Origin of the sequence: Motiliproteus sediminis (assembly GCF_017912535.1) — a bacterium.
Lineage (GTDB): Bacteria > Pseudomonadota > Gammaproteobacteria > Pseudomonadales > Balneatricaceae > Motiliproteus > Motiliproteus sediminis.
The window spans coordinates 23216-42566 of record NZ_JAERQK010000001.1; the positions used below are offsets into that span (position 1 = coordinate 23216).

General features: G+C 59.7%; 21 protein-coding genes. 9 read left to right on the plus strand and 12 right to left on the minus strand.

The features are described 5' to 3' along the window. Nucleotides 1-1002: a hypothetical protein gene (locus tag JJQ76_RS00100; protein WP_210394556.1), complete on the plus strand. Its 1002-nt coding sequence runs from the start codon at nucleotides 1-3 to the stop codon at nucleotides 1000-1002. Here the strand turns inward: JJQ76_RS00100 and JJQ76_RS00105 are convergent. Continuing rightward, nucleotides 989-1636, minus strand: a complete 648-nt coding sequence (locus JJQ76_RS00105) for a hypothetical protein (protein WP_210394557.1) — start codon at nucleotides 1634-1636, stop codon at nucleotides 989-991. The two genes, JJQ76_RS00100 and JJQ76_RS00105, sit on opposite strands and share 14 nt — an antisense overlap. 330 nt (nucleotides 1637-1966) lie before the next feature. Then, nucleotides 1967-2698 (minus strand): glutathione peroxidase, encoded by a 732-nt coding sequence (locus JJQ76_RS00110; RefSeq protein WP_210394558.1) that lies wholly within the window; start codon nucleotides 2696-2698, stop codon nucleotides 1967-1969. Between the two features lie 123 nt (nucleotides 2699-2821). On the opposite strand from JJQ76_RS00110, the gene pdxH reads away from it, so the two are divergent. After that, nucleotides 2822-3469, plus strand: coding sequence for a pyridoxamine 5'-phosphate oxidase (pdxH, locus tag JJQ76_RS00115; RefSeq protein WP_210394559.1), 648 nt, complete (start codon nucleotides 2822-2824; stop codon nucleotides 3467-3469). A gap of 10 nt (nucleotides 3470-3479) precedes the next feature. Then, nucleotides 3480-4139 (plus strand): alpha/beta hydrolase, encoded by a 660-nt coding sequence (locus JJQ76_RS00120; protein ID WP_210394560.1) that lies wholly within the window; start codon nucleotides 3480-3482, stop codon nucleotides 4137-4139. Here the strand turns inward: JJQ76_RS00120 and JJQ76_RS00125 are convergent, their stop codons facing one another. From JJQ76_RS00125 to JJQ76_RS00160, 8 genes are all read right to left on the minus strand, one after another. After that, complete coding sequence (locus JJQ76_RS00125; protein ID WP_210394561.1) at nucleotides 4140-4502, minus strand: rhodanese-like domain-containing protein; 363 nt, start codon at nucleotides 4500-4502, stop codon at nucleotides 4140-4142. Nucleotides 4503-4615: 113 nt separating this feature from the next. Further along, nucleotides 4616-4825: a cold-shock protein gene (locus JJQ76_RS00130; protein WP_210394562.1), complete on the minus strand. Its 210-nt coding sequence runs from the start codon at nucleotides 4823-4825 to the stop codon at nucleotides 4616-4618. A 320-nt stretch (nucleotides 4826-5145) separates the two neighbouring features. Further along, nucleotides 5146-6417 carry a molybdopterin molybdotransferase MoeA gene (gene moeA / locus JJQ76_RS00135; RefSeq protein WP_210394563.1) on the minus strand — a complete coding sequence of 424 codons (1272 nt, stop codon included), beginning with the start codon at nucleotides 6415-6417 and terminating at the stop codon, nucleotides 5146-5148. After that, the gene (mobB, locus tag JJQ76_RS00140; RefSeq protein WP_210394564.1) at nucleotides 6414-6968 is read right to left on the minus strand and encodes a molybdopterin-guanine dinucleotide biosynthesis protein MobB; all 555 of its coding nucleotides are present in this window, start codon (nucleotides 6966-6968) and stop codon (nucleotides 6414-6416) included. The genes moeA and mobB overlap by 4 nt, the downstream gene beginning before the upstream one ends. Nucleotides 6969-6992: 24 nt before the next feature. Next, nucleotides 6993-7604, minus strand: coding sequence for a molybdenum cofactor guanylyltransferase MobA (gene mobA, locus JJQ76_RS00145; RefSeq protein ID WP_246479989.1), 612 nt, complete (start codon nucleotides 7602-7604; stop codon nucleotides 6993-6995). 1 nt (nucleotide 7605) lies between these two features. Then, nucleotides 7606-8367: an energy-coupling factor ABC transporter ATP-binding protein gene (locus JJQ76_RS00150; protein ID WP_210394566.1), complete on the minus strand. Its 762-nt coding sequence runs from the start codon at nucleotides 8365-8367 to the stop codon at nucleotides 7606-7608. Next, complete coding sequence (locus JJQ76_RS00155) at nucleotides 8364-9065, minus strand: ABC transporter permease (RefSeq protein WP_210394567.1); 702 nt, start codon at nucleotides 9063-9065, stop codon at nucleotides 8364-8366. The genes JJQ76_RS00150 and JJQ76_RS00155 overlap by 4 nt, the downstream gene beginning before the upstream one ends. 4 nt (nucleotides 9066-9069) lie before the next feature. Next, nucleotides 9070-9870 (minus strand): ABC transporter substrate-binding protein, encoded by an 801-nt coding sequence (locus JJQ76_RS00160; RefSeq protein WP_210394568.1) that lies wholly within the window; start codon nucleotides 9868-9870, stop codon nucleotides 9070-9072. Between the two features lie 302 nt (nucleotides 9871-10172). Between JJQ76_RS00160 and JJQ76_RS00165 the strand changes: the two genes are divergently transcribed. Next, nucleotides 10173-11591, plus strand: a complete 1419-nt coding sequence (locus JJQ76_RS00165; protein ID WP_246479990.1) for a sigma-54-dependent transcriptional regulator — start codon at nucleotides 10173-10175, stop codon at nucleotides 11589-11591. Next, nucleotides 11584-13659, plus strand: a complete 2076-nt coding sequence (locus JJQ76_RS00170; protein ID WP_210394569.1) for a sensor histidine kinase — start codon at nucleotides 11584-11586, stop codon at nucleotides 13657-13659. The genes JJQ76_RS00165 and JJQ76_RS00170 overlap by 8 nt, the downstream gene beginning before the upstream one ends. Before the next feature lie 2 nt (nucleotides 13660-13661). Here JJQ76_RS00170 and JJQ76_RS00175 read toward each other — a convergent pair whose 3' ends face one another. Continuing rightward, on the minus strand, nucleotides 13662-14612 hold the full coding sequence (locus tag JJQ76_RS00175; RefSeq protein ID WP_246479991.1) for a helix-turn-helix transcriptional regulator: 951 nt from the start codon (nucleotides 14610-14612) through the stop codon (nucleotides 13662-13664). Continuing rightward, nucleotides 14566-15414 (minus strand): formate dehydrogenase accessory sulfurtransferase FdhD, encoded by an 849-nt coding sequence (locus JJQ76_RS00180; protein ID WP_246479992.1) that lies wholly within the window; start codon nucleotides 15412-15414, stop codon nucleotides 14566-14568. Before JJQ76_RS00180 ends, JJQ76_RS00175 begins: the two co-directional genes overlap by 47 nt. Nucleotides 15415-15681: 267 nt before the next feature. Here JJQ76_RS00180 and JJQ76_RS00185 point away from each other — a divergent pair, with 267 nt between their 5' ends. From JJQ76_RS00185 to JJQ76_RS00200, 4 genes are all read left to right on the plus strand, one after another. Beyond that, on the plus strand, nucleotides 15682-16212 hold the full coding sequence (locus tag JJQ76_RS00185) for a DUF3305 domain-containing protein (RefSeq protein WP_210394570.1): 531 nt from the start codon (nucleotides 15682-15684) through the stop codon (nucleotides 16210-16212). Next, nucleotides 16205-16768, plus strand: coding sequence for a DUF3306 domain-containing protein (locus tag JJQ76_RS00190; protein ID WP_210394571.1), 564 nt, complete (start codon nucleotides 16205-16207; stop codon nucleotides 16766-16768). Before JJQ76_RS00185 ends, JJQ76_RS00190 begins: the two co-directional genes overlap by 8 nt. Nucleotides 16769-16974: 206 nt before the next feature. After that, on the plus strand, nucleotides 16975-18711 hold the full coding sequence (locus JJQ76_RS00195) for a 4Fe-4S binding protein (protein WP_210394572.1): 1737 nt from the start codon (nucleotides 16975-16977) through the stop codon (nucleotides 18709-18711). Then, nucleotides 18708-19331: a TorD/DmsD family molecular chaperone gene (locus JJQ76_RS00200; protein ID WP_246479993.1), complete on the plus strand. Its 624-nt coding sequence runs from the start codon at nucleotides 18708-18710 to the stop codon at nucleotides 19329-19331. The genes JJQ76_RS00195 and JJQ76_RS00200 overlap by 4 nt, the downstream gene beginning before the upstream one ends. Nucleotides 19332-19351 lie beyond the last annotated feature (20 nt).

A 19351-nucleotide genomic window follows, 5' to 3' on the forward strand; every position in this document is an offset into this window, starting at 1 on the left:
ATGAGCGTATTGACCCAATGGCCCTCCCACCAACTCTGTCTCAGCGAGGCTGAGCGCCGTCAGGCAGTTAACGCGGTTGAGGAGGCGTTTTCGTCAACGCTGGAAACTCTCAAGGTAGATATTGGTCTGGTGGAGATGCTGGAGTCGATCTACGTGCCCTTGGCCGCCTGGCTATATCGACGCCGGCTGGATCAGGAGGGGCCGCTGGTGGTAGGAATCAACGGTGCCCAGGGGGCGGGAAAATCGACTCTGTTTACATTGCTGGAGGTTACCCTGTCACAGGGCTTTGATCAGCGCGTGGTGGGTTTTTCTCTGGATGACCTATACAAAACCCGCGCCGAACGCCAGTTGATGGCACAAAAGGTCCATCCGCTGTTCCAGACTCGCGGTGTTCCGGGAACCCACGATGTGGGGTTGGGGATCGAACTGCTGCGTCAGCTGCGCGGTGCCAAGCCGGGCCAGATCACTAAAATTCCGGTGTTCGATAAGTCGATCGATGACCGCTGTCCCGATGCGGTGTGGCAGGAGTGGCTGGGGCCGGTGGATGTGGTGGTGCTGGATGGCTGGTGTCTGGGGGCCGAAGCGCAGCAGGAGGGGGTGCTTGAGACCCCAGTGAACGCGTTGGAAGCGGACGAAGATCCGGATGGCCGCTGGCGGCGTTACGTCAATGCACAGTTGGAGGGTCCCTATCGCGAGCTGTTTTCGATGGTTGATGTTCTGCTGATGCTCAAGGTACCAAGCATGAACAGTGTGTTTGAGTGGCGCACGCTACAGGAGAAGAAACTGGCCGAGCGGGTCCGCTACCTGGAAGCGACCGAGCGTCGGCGGGAGCCATTGCGAATCATGGATGAAGCAGCAATCAGACGCTTTATCATGCACTATGAGCGGCTGACGCGGGAGATGCTGGAATCGATGCCGGACCGAGCCGATGTCACCCTGCACCTCAACGAAAACCATAAAATCCATCAGATTCAGGTCAACTCGCCGCTTACAGACCGATAGGTAGCAGGGTGGTGGAGGCCACGCTGTGGATGACCGAGTTGATGGCGCGGTCATTCTGGTCGGCCACTACGCGGGCCATCATGTCCTGAATGACTATCATCTTGCCGAACAGACGCTCGAAGCTGAGGTTGGCTACGCCCTGCTGGAAACCGTTGCTGAGCAGATAGGGTTGCCCGGTGGAACTCTTGAGATTGTTCAGGCGCCAGTTGATGGTTTCCAGATTACGCGCGCTGTTGTACAGCGCCTGCTGATCCAGCCGGTCAAGCATGAACAGTTCGGTGCGCAGGCCGTAGGATGCGTGCAGCATGGTTTTCAGTCCCACCATAAAGGCGAACACCCGGTCTCCGCGATAGTCGGGAGCGAACGCGAGCAACAATGCGTCATTGCCCACCTTGCGGTCCAGTTCACGGTAGTAATAGATGCCGGGATCATCGAACAGTTGGGCCAGTCGCTGTTCGAGACTGTAGCCGCCTTTGGCCAACTCCCGTGGATTACGTTTGTAGAGTTTCACGCAGAGCCGGCGTACCAAGGTACGCAGTTCCTCGATGTGTGCATCAACCACAAGATCGACATCGCTTTTGGCCAACTGCTTGGGGTTGAAGGCACAACCACTGACAGTGAGCAGCGCGCCCATCGTCAGCAGCCGACATAGGCGGCGCCGGGCGGTTGATTGAAGCCGGTTGCGCGAGTTCATGAAGGGGATTTTAGAACTCCGCGGATAGAATGGAAACTGCCAGGGTTGGGGGCGCCGATTGAGTCATATTCATGCCCTGTGGCGGGAAAAACCAGTAGTTTTCATCCAATGGAAACTGTATTTTGTTGCAACGCACAAATATAGGTCTATGGTTAAGGGTAGTACGAATCCTCCTGGTAGGGCTTGCCCTGCGACCTTTGCCCTCTGCTTGCAGAGGGCCTTTTTTATGCGGTGCACCACGGCAATTTTGCCGCGGTGCCGCAGGCCTGATCAGCCGTTTAAATAGGATTCCAGATCATCGGCCCCACCGATGTGCTGGCCGTCGATATATACCTGAGGAACGGTGCGCCGACCGCTGACGCCGAACAGCCCGCCGTGGCTGATCTCTCGCCCCAGCTGTATCTCTTCATAGGCCAGACCTTTTTCACTCAGCAGTGCTTTGGCGCGTGCGCAATGCCCGCAGCCGGGGCGGGTAAACAGCGTAACAGCGGCGTCTTGCGTGGCGGTTGGGTTGAGGTAGCCGAGCATGGTATCGGCGTCGGACACCTGAAACGGGTCTCCCGGCAGATCCGGTTCGATAAACATCTTTTCGATCACCCCGTCACGTACCAGCATGGAGTAGCGCCAGGAGCGCTTGCCGAATCCCAGAGCTTGCTTGTCGACCAGCATGCCTACACCTGCACTGAAATCGCCGTTGCCGTCCGGTAAAAAGTCGATTTGATCTGCCTGCTGGTCCTGTTTCCACGCCTCCATGACGAAGGCATCGTTAACCGACAAGCAGTAGATGGCGTCTACCCCGGCTTCGCGCAGCTTGGGTGCCAGTTCGTTATAACGTGGCACGTGGCTGGAGGAGCAGGTGGGGGTAAACGCGCCGGGTAGCGCAAACAGCACTACTGTCTTGCCGGCAAACAGGCTGTCGGTGCTGCGGGGCAGCCACTGGTCCGCCTGGCGGCAGTTAAATGTGACCTGAGGTACTCTTTGTCCTTCGCAATTGGGTAACATGGTGTTGCTCCTGTTGGGGCGTTAGTGGGAATAGCGTCAGTGTACGGCGCGGTGGATTTAATTAAATTTAATTAATGCTATTTGCTTAATAGTTTTTAAGTATTTTTGGACTGAGAGAACCGGATGGCGGAACAAGGTGATTTGCGTGCGCTAAGGCGTGAGTATCAGGCGGAGGCGTTACTGGAGGCGGACGTCGCTCGCGACCCTATCGACCAGTTTGAGCGATGGTTTGAGCAGGCGTTGACCCTGCAGCCGGACAACGCCAACGCCATGGTGCTGGCAACCGCGTCGGCGGATGGCTGTCCGTCGGCCCGTGTGGTGTTGCTGAAACATTTCGATAGTGAAGGGTTTTGCTGGTATACCGATTATCGGAGCCAGAAGGGACAGGAGCTCAGTGAAAATCCCCAAGCAGAGCTGCTGTTCTACTGGCCGGAGCTGGAGCGTCAGGTCCGGATCTGGGGGCCGGTAGCGCGCCTTGACCACGCCGCAGCAGAGCATTACTTTGCCGCGCGGCCGCGGGGAAGCCAGATCAGCGCATCGGTGTCGCGGCAAAGCGCGGTAGTGGCCGGGCGGGAAGATCTGGTGGCTGCAGCGATGACACTCGAAGAGCAGTACCAGCATCAGTCTATCCCTTGCCCTGCGGACTGGGGGGGGTATCAATTGCGACCCGAGCGGATGGAGTTTTGGCAGGGGCGTGAGAATCGGCTGCATGATCGTCTGGTTTATGGCCGCCAACTGCAGGGTTGGCAGTTAGTGCGGCTGGCGCCATAAGGTGATGAACATGAGTGATCAGATGATTCGGCATGAGACCAGGGCCGATATTACCGCCACGGTGATCTGGTTGCATGGCCTGGGTGCCGACGGCCATGATTTTGTGCCGGTGGTGCCAGCGCTGCCGTTGCCGGATACCGGTGTCCGTTTTCTTTTTCCGCACGCACCGGTGATACCGGTTACCGTCAACGGCGGGATGCCGATGCGGGCCTGGTACGACATTCTGGCGATGGGGCAAACCCGTCGGGTTGATGAAGCACAACTGCAGCACTCTGCAGCGCGGGTGAGCACACTGATCGAAGCGGAGATTGCCGCGGGTATCGATCCGGCGCGGATTTTCGTGGTCGGGTTTTCTCAAGGTGGTGCGGTGGCCTACCACGCGGTGCTGCGGGGTGCGCACCGCCTTGGTGGTCTGGCGGTACTCTCCACCTACCGGATTAACCCGGAACGGTTTCCCACCTCGGCGACAGGGGCGCAGGTGCCAGTGTTCTGGGCCCATGGCGAATATGACGATGTGGTGCCGCTGTTGCTTGGCGAGCAGGCCAGAGACTCCTTACAGAGGGAAGAAGTCGTACACCAGAGTCACACTTACCCTATGGGTCACGAGGTATGTCTGCAGGAGATCGACGCGCTGGGGCGCTGGATCAGCACCCGGCTAACCAAACCCTGATCAGGGTCTGGTTGCTTGCTGGCGCTGCAGGGCGTTCAGTCCGCCACCGTTGAATACGGCACTGTAGCCGGCGTCGCGTAACATCCCCTCGGCGATTCCCGAGCGGTTGCCGCTGCGGCAGTAAACGACAATCTCACGGTCCTTGGCCACGCCCTTGGCGAACAGTGCGTCGACAATCTGCGGATAGGGTATGTTGGCCGCGCCGTCGAGGTGCCCCTGGGCGAATTCGCCTGGTGTGCGAACGTCGATCAGTAGTGCACCACCGGCTACTTTATCCAGTGCGGTCTGCTCCCGCTCGCCAGCCTGTGCCGACACAGTGCTCAGCATCAGCAGGGATACAGCCATCATTTTGAACCAAGACATGGTTACTCTCCGTGGGGTGAGATAGTTTAGAGAGCGCTTATTCTACGAGAGTTCCCGTCGGACACAACCGGGAATCGGGAGGGGAGCTGAGGGCAGTCTCAGCTCCCCAAGGCTTACAGCCCCGCGACGTCTTCCGCCTGTAGACCTTTTTCGGTCCGGACCAGTCCATATTCCACGGTCTGCCCTTCAATTAACGTCCGGTGGCCTTCACCCCGGATCTGGCGGTAGTGCACGAATACGTCGTTGCCATCATCTCGGACGATAAAGCCGAACCCTTTGGCGTCGTTGAACCATTTGACCGTGCCGGTTTCCCTTTCAGACATTGCGATACACCTTTTTTTGTTATCTGCACAGAAACTCACCGATCAGATCGGTGTGCGCTCAAAGCAAAACATTTTTTTAGCGAATGGTCCAGATGAAATTGAGGCCTAACTCGATGATATATATCAAGAAAACTGTCTTTGCTTATTTTGCGATGCAGCGTTTTTCAGCCGTTCCGGGTGCTGTAAACGGTGTTTTGCGGGCAGAGTTGTGGGCGGTTTTCGTGTAGCGCAGGTACCGTGGGCGCCGACGGGGGCAGGCAACCTGTGTGGGCACAGCGGCCGCTGGTGACAACGGCTGCTGCGCTGCACAAGAGCGGGCTTTAGAGCAGACCAAAAAACGGGTAGAGGCGCACGGGATCGCCGGTGGCAACGGAGCCGCGCTCAGGTTCCAGCTCGATCAGACAGTTAGCCCGGCTCATGGAGGTGAGTATGCCTGAGCCCTGCTGGCCGGTGGAGACCACCTGCAGCTGGCCTCTACCGTCGCTTATTACGCTGCCGCGGATATACTCGGTTCGGCCCGGCTTCTTGCGCATCGGCTCACCGGCAGGGAGTTCCATCACTGGTGTGCTCCACTGGGATTCACCCTCAAGTTTGCGCAGCGCCGGTTTTACAAATTGCAGAAAGGTGATCATCACCGCGACCGGATTTCCGGGCAGACCGAAAAACAGCGCATCGTTCAGACGTCCAAAGGCGAGTGGGCGACCGGGTTTGATCGCCATCTTCCAGAACGACACATGGCCGAGGCGATCGAGAGTGTCCTTGACGTAGTCAGCATCGCCCAGGGATACGCCGCCAGAGCTCAGCACCACGTCGGCCTGAGCGGCGGCCCCGGAGAAGGCTGCCTCGATGGCGGCAGCGCGGTCGGGAATCACGCCGAGGTCAATCACCTCGATACCCATGCTGGCGAGCAAGGCGGTGATGGTGTAGCGGTTGCTGTCGTAGATCTGGCCAGGCTCCAGTGTCTGGCCGAGCGAGCGGATCTCGTCGCCGGTGGAAAAGTAAGCCACTCGGGGACGGCGTTTTACCTGTACTTCACTTTGTCCCAGGGAGGCGATCATTCCCAGCTCCGCGGCTTCCAGGCGCTGGCCTGCGGAGATAGCGGGCGCTCCCCGGGTCAGGTCTTCCCCCGCTCGCCGCCGGTTCTGGCCGGGTTTGGCACCGCCTGGGAAAAACAACTGATCCCCTTCGCGGCGACAGATCTCTTTCATGATCACCGTGTCGAGCCCTTGTGGCATCTGCGCGCCGGTCATTATCTGGACGCATTGGCCGGGCTGCAGCAGGTCGCGGAAGGGGTGGCCCGCCAGCACGTTACCGACCACGGTAAAGCGTTGCTCGTGATCGTCGGTAAGGTCGCTACTGGCAACTGCATAACCGTCCATTGCCGAATTGTCGTAAGCAGGAACGTTGATCGGGCTGACCACATCGGTTGCCAGTACTCGACTCCGGGCGCGTCGTACATCCAGCACCTGCATGCCGCTAAGGGGAGAGACCGCGGCCAGAATGCGGTTGACTCCTTCCTGTACCGACAGCATGTCGCCGTCGTTTTGACCGCAGCACTGGTGTTGAGCGGAATTGGTTGGGGAGGCGGTCATAGGGCGAGGCTCGGTTTGTGTTGCAGCTGGCAGAACTGGATTACGAAGTCGGCGATGGCGTTCACATCGTTGATGTCCAGCAGAGGTAGCCGGGTTTCCCTGGCCAGTGCTTCATCGGTGGCAACAGCGACGATGTTCCTGTTGTCGGGAAACATCAGCGGTTGTCCGGTTGAGGGTCGGTGCAGTTCGATTTTAGGGAAGGCTTCACGCTTGAGGCCTTCCACAATGATCAGGTCCGCGAGGGCGGGATCAAGCTGGGCGATCAGGTAATTCAGATCCGGCTCCTCCTGATACGGAGTTTCGGTCATCAACGCCCAGCGATGACGTGAGCCTATCAGCATCTGTGCGGCGCCCGCCTTGCGCAGCTCGTAGCTGTCTTTGCCGGCATGATCGACTTCGAACCGGTGGTGGGCATGCTTGATCACCGCCGCGCGTATGCCCCGGGCGGCCAGAACCGGCAGCAGTCGGGTCAGCAGGGTCGTTTTGCCGGTACCGCTGTAGGCGGCAAAACCGATCAGTGGCAGAGGGCTGGTTATGGGGGTATCTGTCATCGCTATTCGAGCCCGGAACTGGTGTTAGCTGTTTAGAGTAACGCTTTCCAGCGCAACTTTCTCTTCGCGGGTGTTGATGTTCAAGAAGGCGTCTGCCTGATCGCTGAAGTCGACCGCGACCATGTCGTGCTGTTGATACCACAGGTCTATCTTGCGATCACCCCGGGCCAGAAACGCCTCCAGGCTGGGCAATAGGTCGTGGTGCAGCAGTGCGATAACCGGTTGCAGGCGCTTGCCGTCGTGGGCCACCGCGATGGGGTGGGTGCCGTCTTCTGTCGCCGCCAGCAGACGCTCGGCCAGATCTGCGGGCAGGCGCGGAGAGTCACAGGGAACCACCAGTAGCCAGCGGCTCGGACAGTCGCGCAGACCGGCAGCCATGCCGGCGAGAGGGCCCTGATAGTCGCTGAGCTCGTCGCTGACCACCTGATAGCCCAGTTGGCGATAGGTATCCTGGTTGCGGTTGGCGTTAATGCGTACGCTGCTGACCGCGTCGCCGAGCCGGTCAATGACATGGGCTACCAGCGGACGATTGTCGAGCGGTTCGAGGCCTTTGTCGGTGCCGCCCATGCGTTGGCCGCGGCCTCCGGCCAGAATCAGCGCGCTCAGGTGCTGGCTGAGAGTGGACGTTGCGTTCAAGTTACAAAAATCTCCGCTGTGATTGCTGAGGTGCTTCATGGGATAGATGCTGCCGTTCGGGCGTGGGGCTGGTTACCGCCTCGCCGCAGGGCTGCAGTTTACCCTGTTGCAGGAGCAGCGTCCGGGTCAGCATCGGGTGGTCGTTTCTGATCCCGTGGCTGGTCATCACCACCGCCATCCCTTCGCTCACCAATCGGCGCACTAAAAAATAGGTTTGTTCGCATGCTTCGCGGTCCATGTTGGCGGTGGGCTCGTCCAGCAGCAGCAGTTGCGGTCGCAGCACCCAGGCCCGGGCAAGGGCGATGCGTTGTTTTTCGCCACCCGACAGGGTTTTGGCATGGCGTTCGCCCAGGTGGGGCAGTCCTGACCACTCCAGCGCCTGTTCGATCCGGGTGTCCCGCTGATCAGCAGCGATGCCGAGGCTGCGCAAGCCATAGCCAATGTTGTCGCGGACGCTGCAATCAAACAGGTAGGGCTGCTGATGGAGATAGATTACCCGGCCACGCAGCCGATGCTGGATATTGCCTGTTAGCGGCCGGCTTGAGAGGGTCAGGGTTCCGCTGTCTGCTGAATCGATGCCTGCCATGATGCGCAGCAGCGTGCTTTTGCCAGCACCGTTGCTGCCAACCAGAAGCACCGCCTCAGCCGCTCGCACGGCAAAGTAATCAATATCGAGGATGGTTCGGCTGCCGTACTGTTTGCGCAGAGCGCTGAGCGTCAGCAGGGTGGGTTCCGATGGGGCATGCTGCGGGCAGACACTCATGGGATCATCTCGCTGCGACGGTGAAGAAAGGTGACGCCAAAATTGAGCATCAAGGCGAGTAACAGCAGAACCAGACCCAGGGCGATTCCCTGGGCAAACTCCCCTTTGCTGGTTTCCAGGGCGATGGCGGTAGGGATGTTGCGCGTATGGTTCATGATGTTGCCGCCGACCATCATCGAACAACCCACTTCGGCGATAATGCGGCCATAGGCGGCGATACCCGCGGCCGCCAAGCCGTAGCGGACTTCGTACATCAGGGTGCCGAAGGCGCGCAGCGGACGGGCACCGAGGGTGCGGGCGGTTTCCCAGGCGCTGCGGTCAGCGGCCTTGAAGGCGCTGAAGCTCATGGCAACCAGTACCGGAAAGGCCAGCAGCATCTGCCCGATCATCATGGCGTTTTGGGTAAACAGCAGCTGAAAACTTCCCAGCGGGCCGCTGCGCGACAAGCTGATATAGAGCAGTAGCCCGATCACCACGGTAGGAACGCTGAGCAGAGTGTTGAAAAAGGAGATCAGCGTCCAGCGCCCGGGAAAGCGGGTCATGGTCAGCACAAAACCGATCAGGAAGGCGGGCGGCGTGGCCAGCGCGATCGCTTTGATTGTGGTGCTGAAAGACACACCGATGATCGACCACAGGGTGGAATCACCGGTGACCAGTAGCAGCACCGCTTTAGTGGCGGTATCGCTGAAACTTTCCAAGTAGTTACTCCTGTCCAGCCGAGGGAACGAACAGCGGTTTGCCGTTGACCTTGAACTCGCCGATCAGTTTCTGGGTCGACGCCGAAACCAGCCACTGGCTGAAGGCAATGGCGCCCTTGTGATTCAAGTCAGCGTAACGCGCCGGATTAACCCGCATCACGCTATAGGGGTTGAATAAACGTTTATCGCCTTCCGCCACCAGCTGCAACTGTACTTTGGGCTCGTAAGCCAGCCAGGTGCCGCGGTCGGTCAGGCTGTAGCCCTGCAGTTCGCTGGCGATCTGCAGCACTTTGCCCATGCCCTGGCCGGCTTCGCGATACCAGTCGCCGGAGGGAGTGATGCCGGCATCCTTCCACAGCAGGCGCTCTTTCTTGTGGGTGCCTGAATCGTCGCCGCGAGAAACAAAGGGAGTCTGGCTGGCTGCGATTTTGGCCAGTGCAGCGGGGGCGTCGTTCATGCCGGCGACGCCGGCCGGATCAGCGGCGGGGCCAACGATCACAAAGTCGTTGTACATCACGCCCAATCGGTCAACGCCGTAACCTGCGTCCATAAATTTCTGCTCGGCGGTGGGGGCGTGCACCAGCAATACATCCGCATCGCCGTCCCGGCCCATGCGCAGCGCTTTTCCGGTGCCAACGGCAATCACTTTGACTTCGGTGCCGTGCTGGCGCGTGAAGTCGGGCAGGATGGCAGCCAGCAGGCCGGAGTTGTAGGTGCTGGTGGTGGTAGCCAGTTTAAGTGTGTCTGCGGCTAGCAAGGATGATGCACAGAGCGCAACGGCGACCAGCAGCAGTCTGAAACTCATACTCTTATCCTTTTTGTGGGGTTGACCGCAGATCGTTTAAGCAAATAAAGTGCCACCTCGATGGCTGGGGAAAATAGGCTGCATGCCACCGGGCAGAGCGCGGGTTGGGTGTCGGTCGGCTACACTGAACGAGACAAAAATACCCGGTCAAAAATAAAAACAAGGGTCAAAAAGATACGCAAGAGCGTACCTGTGGCCCGACAGGTTAGTGAAATAACCTATAAGTGCAGACTATTTGCCGAAGAGCGAAAGCTGTGCCGCATGTGTGAACATGTGTAAAACCATTAAAAAGCAGGGTGAGTATGGCCGTTATGCAGGAGGCGGCGTCGCTTGAGCGGACGTCCCAGGTAGTTCCCAGCGGAGCGTTGTCAACCAAGGCGCGGCAGGCGCTGTCGGTGCTGGTGGTGGATGACGAACCGGGCATTCGAGATTTTCTTCAGCGGGCGCTGAGCAAAGAGTACGGTCTGGTTGAAACGGCCAGCTCGGCCGAGGAGGCCGAGAATCTGCGCAGCCGCTGCCACTTCGATCTGATTATCTCCGATATCTGCCTGCCGGGCGATTCCGGGGTGGAGTGGTTGGCGCGGGTCGCAGATCAGGGGGGGCGTGCCGATGTGATCTTCATGACCGCCTTTGCTGACCTCGACAAGGCGATCGATGCCCTGCGTGCCGGTGCGTCCGACTTTATCCTGAAGCCGTTCCGGCTGGAGCAGATGTTGACCGCGGTGCGCCGCTGTATGGAGCGGAGGCAGTTGGCGCGGGAAAACTTTGTGCTGCGGCGCCAGGTTGATGCGCTCTATTCCATGCAGGGTATGGTGGGCAACAGCCCGGTGATGCAGGAGATTGGTGACCTGATCGCCCGGGTTGCGCCGACACCTTCGGTGGTTCTGATCGAAGGGGAGTCCGGTACCGGTAAAGAGCTGGTGGCGAACGCGATTCACCGCAGCAGCCGGCGGGGTGGTCCTTTTGTGCCAGTGAACTGCGGTGCCATCGCGCCGGATCTGATCGAATCGGAGCTGTTTGGGCATCTCAAGGGCTCTTTTACCGGCGCCCAGCAGAGTCGCGACGGGCTGTTCAGCTACGCCGATGGCGGCACCCTGTTTCTCGATGAGATTGGTGAGATGCCGCTGCTGATGCAGGCCAAGCTGCTGCGGGCGCTGGAGGAACGGCAGATTCGGCCGGTGGGCGGTGATCGGGAAATCCCGGTCAATGTGCGCGTGGTGGCCGCCACCAATCGCAATCTGGAGCAGGAGGTGGCCAAGGGCTGCTTCCGTGAAGATCTGTTCTACCGCCTTAATGTGTTGCGAATTCAGGTGCCTCCGTTGCGCCAGCGGCGCCAGGATATACCGCTGTTGCTGCACCACTTTTCCTCCCAGATGGCGCAATCGCTGGGGCTGCCGGAAATTCCCTTCACCCACGACGATATTCAGAGTCTCGCCGGCTACGACTGGCCCGGTAATGTGCGGGAGTTGAAGAATATGGTCGAGCGCTGCTTGCTGCTGGGGCGGTTGCCGGTGGATATGCTCTGTGACGCTGACAGCGATGCCGGTGGTGACAGCGGCTATCCGGCCGACTGGCCACTGGAGGCGGTGGAGAAGGAGCATATTCTCAAGGTGCTGGACGCGGCCGGCGGCAACAAGACGCAGGCGGCGCGTCAGCTTGGGGTTGCCCGCAAGACTCTCGATCGTAAACTGCAGGCTTGGGCTGCCGCTGCGGATGGTTAGGTCGCTGCTGGCGCTGATCGCTGGCAACCTGCGTTACAAGTTGCTGGTGCTGGTGCTGTTTCCGGTACTGCTGGTGATGCCGGTGGTGATCGGGCTGGCCTATCTCTGGAGTAACGAGGTCAGCTATCGCCAGCTGTTGATGAAGGTTAATACCGACCTGTCGGTGGCCCACGAGGCGTTTGTAGGTACCCAGCAGCGGTTGCTCGGGCAGTTGACCCTGATTGCCGAGTCCTATCCGTTTCAGAACGCCGTCCGGGCGATGATGTCCGGCTTTCCCGAAGATTACCTGATGGTTGATCAGCTGGAGCGGGTCAAGCGCGAGGGGGCGTTCGATTTTGTCCATCTGCTGGATCTTAACGGCTGCGACCTGATCGGTAACAAGGGCTGCCGTTTGCGCAACGGGCGGTTGATGGAGTTGGCAGCTGATGAGGGGCCGCAAGTGGGTATCGACATCTACCCGGCGGCCGCACTGGCGACCATCGACCCGAAGCTGGCAGAACGGGTGTATCTGCCGCTGGTGGAGACCCCCCGGGCGGTGCCTACGGAGCGGCAGGCCGAAGATCGGGGCATGGTGATCCGGGTGATCTACCCGATCATGACCAGCTATGGCGAGGTCTATGCCTACCTGTCGGCAGGTCTGCTGCTGAACGGTAACTTCGAGTTTGTCGATAGCCTGCGCGACCTGGTCTACTCCAAAGGCAGTCTCGCTGAAGACAGTCTCGGCACAGTGACGGTGTTTCTGGAGGATGTACGCATCAGCACCAATGTGCCCAGTCGGCTGGATTCGCCCAACCGCCGGGCATTGGGGACGCGTGTTTCGAAGGAGGTGCGTGATCGGGTGCTGGCCCAGGGTGAGCCCTGGATCGATCGGGCGTTCGTGGTCAGCGAGTGGTACGTGTCCGCCTATGAGCCGATAGTCGACGTCAATGGTAACCGCGTCGGTATTCTCTATGCCGGCTTTCTCGAAGCGCCCTTCAAGGCGAGCTACTATCAGGCCCTGACCTGGTTGCTGCTGTTATTCGCCGCGGTCACGCTGGTGAGCGTGGCGGTAGCGGTGGCAGGTGCCAAGGCGATATTTCGTCCGATTGAGGCGATGGCTCAGGTCATCCGCGAGGTGCGTGAGGGGCACGATCTGCGCATCGGTAAGCTGGATTCCCGCGACGAAATCGGCGAGTTGGCGGCGCGCTTTGACGACATGCTCGACCAGCTGCAGCAACAGCGCCAGCAGATCGAATTGGCGGCGGCTGTGCTGGAGCATAAAGTGGAGGAGCGTACCGGCGAGTTGCAGCGCAAGACCCGTGACCTGCAGGAAAACCTTGATCTGCTTAACCGCACCCGGCAGCAGCTGGTGGCCAAAGAGAAGCTGGCGGCGATTGGTGAGCTTACAGCCGGTATCGCCCACGAAATCAACAATCCGACCGCGGTGATTCTGGGGCATATGGATCTGCTGATGGCGGAGCTTGGGGAGGTGGCCAAGCCGGTCCAGCAGGATGCTGATCTGATCGTGCAGCAGGTTTACCGGATTCGCGCCATCATCAACAATCTACTGCAGTACTCGCGGCCGTCCGACTATATCAGTCAGGTGTTGCCGGTAGACCTCAATCAGGTGGTCAGTGACAGCCTGGTGTTGGTCAAGCATGATTTTGAGCGCAAGGCTGCCATTTTGCGCCTGGATCTGCGCGCGCGCACCCGGGTGGGGGGGAACCATCAGCAGTTCCAGCAGGTGTTGATCAACCTGCTGGTGAACGCCATGAATGCGATTGATAACGGCGGGAGGATCACCATTCGGACCCGCAACTGGCGCGACGACGGCGTGCTGTTGATGGTGCGTGACAACGGCTGCGGGATTGACGAGCGTATTTTGCCGCGCATTTTTGACCCGTTTTTTAGCCAGACCAAAGGCGGGACCGGGCTCGGGTTGTCAGTGAGTTACGGCATCCTGCAGCGTTTTGGTGCCGAAATCGAAGTTCGTTCGCGGGTAGGTGTGGGCACGGCGTTCTTTATCTGGTTCCAGGTCCGCCCGCCGCAGGATCTGGAAGGTGACGCATTGATCGAGCAGATCAGCTGAATTCAAGAGCTCCACACCAGTCTACCGCTCTCGCTGAAGTCGTAGCCGCCCAGCAGTTCGGCCTGGGCTCGACAGTCAGGGCTTTCCAGCTGCTGCATCAGCTCCTTGAACAGGTTGCGAAAGAATACGCCGCGAGTCATGGCCAGATCAAAGCTCTCCCAGCCGATGGGGACGAAATCGAGACCGAACTCGCTGGCAGTGGCCCGGGCAGCGGGCCCCGCGTCGGCCAGCCCCATGGCGATCTGGGAGGCGACTTCCCGCTCGCTGAGGGCGCTCTGGGTCTGATTAAGCTGTTCTGCTCGCGCGTTGCAGAGGGTCAGGGCCTCCTCCAGAAAACGTTGTGAGCCGGTGCCCGGCTGGCGCAGACTCCAGCGCATATTGGCCTCGAGCAGACGAGGCAGGGTGTCGAAGCGAATGCGGCTGCCAGGCGCAACCACCACGCCTACTTCTCGTTTAAATGCATGGACCAGCAGCCAGTGGCGGTGTTGCCGATGACGGCTGAGCAGTGCCGGGTGGCGGAAATGGCTCTCTTCAGCTGGCCCCCAGTGTATCGCCGCGACTTCCGCTCGCTGTTTTGCCAGCAGGGTCAGTCCCTGGGTGGTGCCGGTGCTGGAATAGCTGATTAGCGCCGCGGTGTGAAAGCTGTTGGCTACCTGGCTGACCACCCGGTGCAGAAGCGGATCATCGCTGCCGGCGATTACCAGGCGGTCATGGAGTACGCCGCCGTGGCTGGACTCCAGCAGCCACTGGTCTACCAGATCTCGGGGAAACAGCCACTTGCCGGTGACCTTGGTGGCGGGGATTTGCCCTTCACTGGCAAGCATGTAGATCTTCTTTTCGTTCAGTTGCAGGTAGTCAGCTACCTGGCGAATATTCATGAATTTGGGCGGTTCCATTGCAACCATCTCAGCGTCCATGACGATGTTCTCCGCGGGGTTCAGGCTGCTGGTCAAAAATGATCCGCTCGCCCTGGTTGAATACCAGAAAATGGCGGCCCTTGGCGCGGCCGATCAGGGTCAGTCCGACCCGACGCGCCAGATCGAGCCCCATTTCGGTCAGGCCAGAGCGTGACAGCAGCGTAGGGATGCCCATCTGGGTGACTTTGATCACCATCTCCGAAGTAAGGCGGCCGGTTGTGTAGAAAATCAGCTCTTCACCGCGGAGCCCCTGCAGCAGCATTTCGCCGGCCAGGGTGTCGACGGCGTTGTGGCGCCCGACATCTTCGACAAAACTGATCACTTCGGTGCCGCGGCACAACGCGCAACCGTGAACCGCGCCTGCGGTGCGATAAACCTCGTTCTGCTGGCCGAGATTACCGAGCAGGGTGTAGAGGTCGGACTGGTGCAAGCGGATCTCGGGTAATCGGACCGCTTCGATACGTTCCATCAGATCACCAAATACCGTGCCCTGGCCGCAGCCGGTGGTCACGGTACGGTGAGCCAGCTTATCGTCGATGTCGGCGTCAATACCGTTGGTCACCACCGCGGCCGCGTTTACTTCCCAATCCACCTGGATGGCCTTGACCTGCTCCAGGCTGTGGATGAAGCCCTGGTTCCAGAGGTAGCCCAGTACCAGTTTTTCCGGTCGGACACCGAGCGTCATCAGGGTCACTATCTCGCGTTTGTCGAGATAGATGGTCAGTGCTGACTCGCCCGCAATCTGGGTCTCGCGTGGCTGGCCGAACTCGTCCAGCGCCGTAACCCGATGAATGTTGGTCAGGGCGGCGTCGCTCATCAGCGGCAGATCTTTAGCCATGGTTGGGTCTCTGGGGCAGCGAATGACTCAGAGGCAGCAAGAACCATGCCCGCTGTGGATGCGGAGTTGGGCCTTTTAATACCGGTCTGGTGAGACATATCGTCCGTTTGGCCGGCTGCTGGGGGGTCAATTTGTCCCGGTTGTGCGTGGGATTGCGGCGGAGTGTTGGTCGTAACTGCCGTTATGGCTCGGTTTGTAGAGATCGTCATGATTGGAATGGTATTTGCGATGGCTTGTGGTTTGTGACTTGATCGACGGGATAACCAAATGCAGCAAGCTGAGCCCTATGACTGGACTGAAACTTTCTGGCCGCTGCGCGTGGTCCTGCGCCGTAAGACCGTGGCGCGAGGTTTGTGGGAGGTGGACAGCTGGTCTGCGGTGCGGGTTGAGAGTGTGCGTGATGAAGTTCATGAAACGCAGCAGGTGGAGCCGCTGCCGGCGCAGGAGGATAGTCAGGACTACTGCTGGACCGGGCAGGGGCTGGAGCTGTTCCTGGATGAGCGCGCAGCGTACCGGTTCAACCTCAGCGCGGAGAAGCCCAAGCTGTTCGTGATCTGCACCGAGGACGAAGAGATGGGCCGTGTGATGCGTCCCTATCTCGTCAGCGCTAGTCAGGATGCGGCCGCGTCTTATATGGATGGTGGCGAAGAGGATGTGTTTGCGGTGCCGATGCCAGATGCGATTCAGTGCTGGATCGAGGGTTTTATTGCCCGCCACGGAGAGCCGGATCTGGGGTTGCGCAGCGGCAAACGCCGTCGCTACCGAGGGGCGCGCAAACAGGAGAGCAATCATGACTGAGCATCGTGGCAGTGGCTTTCTGCGTCGCTGGTCGCGACGCAAGCAGCAGGATGGCGTCGGTGAGGCCAAACTAGCTGAAGAGCGGGTCGAGGCCGAGGATTTTCCGTTGGCGGCGCGCGCTACGGTTACCGATGAGCGCGAGGTTGACGCTGGCGCAGTCGAGCCCCGGGCGCCGGTGTCGCTGAGCGATGAAGATATGCCGGCTATCGAAACCCTGGGGCCGGATTCGGACTTCAGTCAGTTCCTGTCGGAAGGGGTCTCCGATGCGCTTCGCCGGCGGGCTCTGCGCAAGTTGTTTGCGCTGCCGGAGTTCGGCGTGCTCGATGGTCTTAACGATTATGACGATGATTTTACCCAGTTCGCCCCCTTGGGAGACACCGTCACCTACCAGATGAAGCAGTGGTTAAAACAGGAAGCCGAAGCTGCGCTGGAGGGCAAGAGCCGGGATGGCGTCAGTGATGGTTCTGCGGCTGACGTGTCGCCGGCAAGCGAATCTGACCCGGATCGAGAACCCGGTAATGATGATGCCGATGAGCTGGGTGAGGCGGACGGTTAGGTCGTTTTATCTGCGACTAAAGTCTCGTGCTGGACAAAATGTCCCTGGAGGGCGCGCGAGTTGCTTTGCAATCTTGGTTTCACCTGCATCCCTTGGATTTTGTTTCTACTAAAGCTGGTTCACCCCTTGCAAAGTTATCTGGAGATGAGGATCTCCGGGCTGGAGCAATGGGCACGGAGGATAAAGCTATCAACGACATAACAACAATGACCACAGCTTCTGCGCAGGAAAAACTCAACCGGCACGCGCGCGATTGCGCGCTGCAGAGTGTCAGCCGACCACTGAATCTGGCTGCGCCAACGGTTTCCTATCAGGCGCGCGGGCCGATTCTACTGCTCGGCCCGGAACACCTTTTACGTCTTGCTGGCGAGCATATAAACGGGCGGGTGGCGTTTTGTGCTCTGGTCACCGAGGCGATGCCCCAGAGCGTTACTGCCGAGATGGAAGCGGCGGCGGCCGTTGAGGCTGAATCGCGGTTGGTGCGGTTGCCACTGCGTGCGCTAACGGGTTATCTCGGCCGCTTTAGCGCTGAGGTGGAGGTGCAGGGCAATGCCGCCAACCTGGCTAAGCTGGAAGCCGGTTGTGACTATTTTGCCGCAGTGCTGGATCTCGGCGCTCACCCATACAATCAGGCGGTGTTAAAGCCGGCCGGTTATCAGGTGCTGGCTGACCCGTCTCAGCTTGCCGATGCGGTCGAAGCGGTTGTGGCGCTGCAGGGCGAATTTGAGAAGCCTCGCTATTTCACCATCAATAACGACCTCTGTGCCCACTCCGGCTCGGAGATGACCGGTTGTACACGTTGTCTGGATCTGTGTCCGGCCGATGCCATCCAGTCGCAGGCAGGCCAGATTCTGATCGATGCGCACCTGTGCCACGGCGCAGGCGGCTGTGCCAGCGCATGTCCCACTTCTGCGATTCGCTATGGCTACCCGCAACCCCAACAAACCCTGGATGCCTGTCGCCGTCTGCTGAAACAGTATGCCGATAGCGGCGGTATCACCGGACGCTTGCTGATCCATGACGCCAGCTTCGGAGCCCCGTGGTACCGTGATCAGCGCGACCATATTGAGTCTGGCTGGCTGGGTCTGGAGGTCGAAGAGCTGGGGGCCGCGGGGATCGAGCTGTGGTTGTCGGCGCTGGCATGGGGGGCGGCGGAGGTGGTGCTGTTACAGCCGCCGGAATTGCCCGACAGCATCGGTCAGACCCTGCGGCGTGAATGCGGTGTGGCCAATGCCATGCTTGAAGGCATGGGTTTGTCGGCGCGGATTCGGCTGCTCACGCCGGATCAGTTGGTCCCGTTGGAGCTGCCTGCGGGGCAGGCAGAGGTGGCGATCGAGCTGGCTGCAGGCCACGACAAGCGTCAGCAGCTGTCCGCTGCGGCCAGCTTTCTATTCAATCATTCGCCCTCCACCAGTGGACCCCATACCCGTATAGCGCTGCCCTCCGGGGCGCCCTACGGTCAGGTGGCGTTGCATCATGATCGCTGCACGCTTTGCATGGCGTGTGTCGCGATCTGCCCGACTTCGGCGCTGTCCGGCGCCTCTGATACGCCTGAGCTGTCGTTTACTGAAGATGCGTGTGTGCAGTGTGGCCTCTGCAGCCAGGCTTGCCCGGAAGATGCGTTGCAGCTGGTTGCCAGCTATCAGCTCGATCCGGTGCCCCGCCAGCAGCCGCAGCTGCTGAAAAAAGAGGAGCCATTCTGCTGCGTTCGCTGTGGCAAAGCCTTTGCTACCCAGGGCGCGGTGGCCCTGATGCTGGATAAGTTGGCCGGCCACAGCATGTTTGCCGATGGCGCTCTGGAGCGGTTGAAAATGTGCGGCGACTGTCGGGTTGCCGATCTGGTGATATCTGATCCCGGCGCAGACCTGTTTGAGTACGCCAAAGGGCGTGAGGCAAATGCTGGAGAGATCAATTTGGCCCAGGCACAGGACGCAAAACGATGAGCGAGATGATTCAGACCGTTGAGCCTCAGTCGACCCCGCAGATCGATGCAGATTACAGCCGGTTCCGTGCCGACGTATACGCCTTGCTCGGTTCGCTGCTGTCACGGGCTCCGGATGAGGGGCTGCTTGGCTGGCTGCGTGAAATAGAGCTTGAAGATGACGATACCTCGGCAATGCATGAGGCCTGGCTGGTGCTCAAACTGGCGGCTGAGCGTGCCGACCAGGCACAGGTGGCCGACGAGTACCAGGCGCTGTTTATCGGCATTGGTCGTGGTGAGTTGATGCCTTACGGCAGCTGGTATCTCACCGGTTTCATGATGGAGCGACCGCTGATTGCGCTGCGCAACGAGTTAAGCGCGTTGGGGTTCGAGCGCCAGAGCGAAGTCAAAGAGCCGGAAGATCATATTGCCGCGCTGTGTCAGGTCATGGCGATGCTGGTGCATCCCGAGGAGGACTATCCGCCTGGGCGCCAACAACAGTTTTTCAATCACCATATGCAGAGCTGGAGCGCGCAGCTGTTCCGCGATATGCAACAAGCCCAGTCGGCGCATTTTTACAGTGCCGTCGGGCGTTTTGGTGAGGTTTTTTTAGAGCAGGAAGCGCTTCTGCTGGAAGCGTGATACCGATAATAACGGAGGAG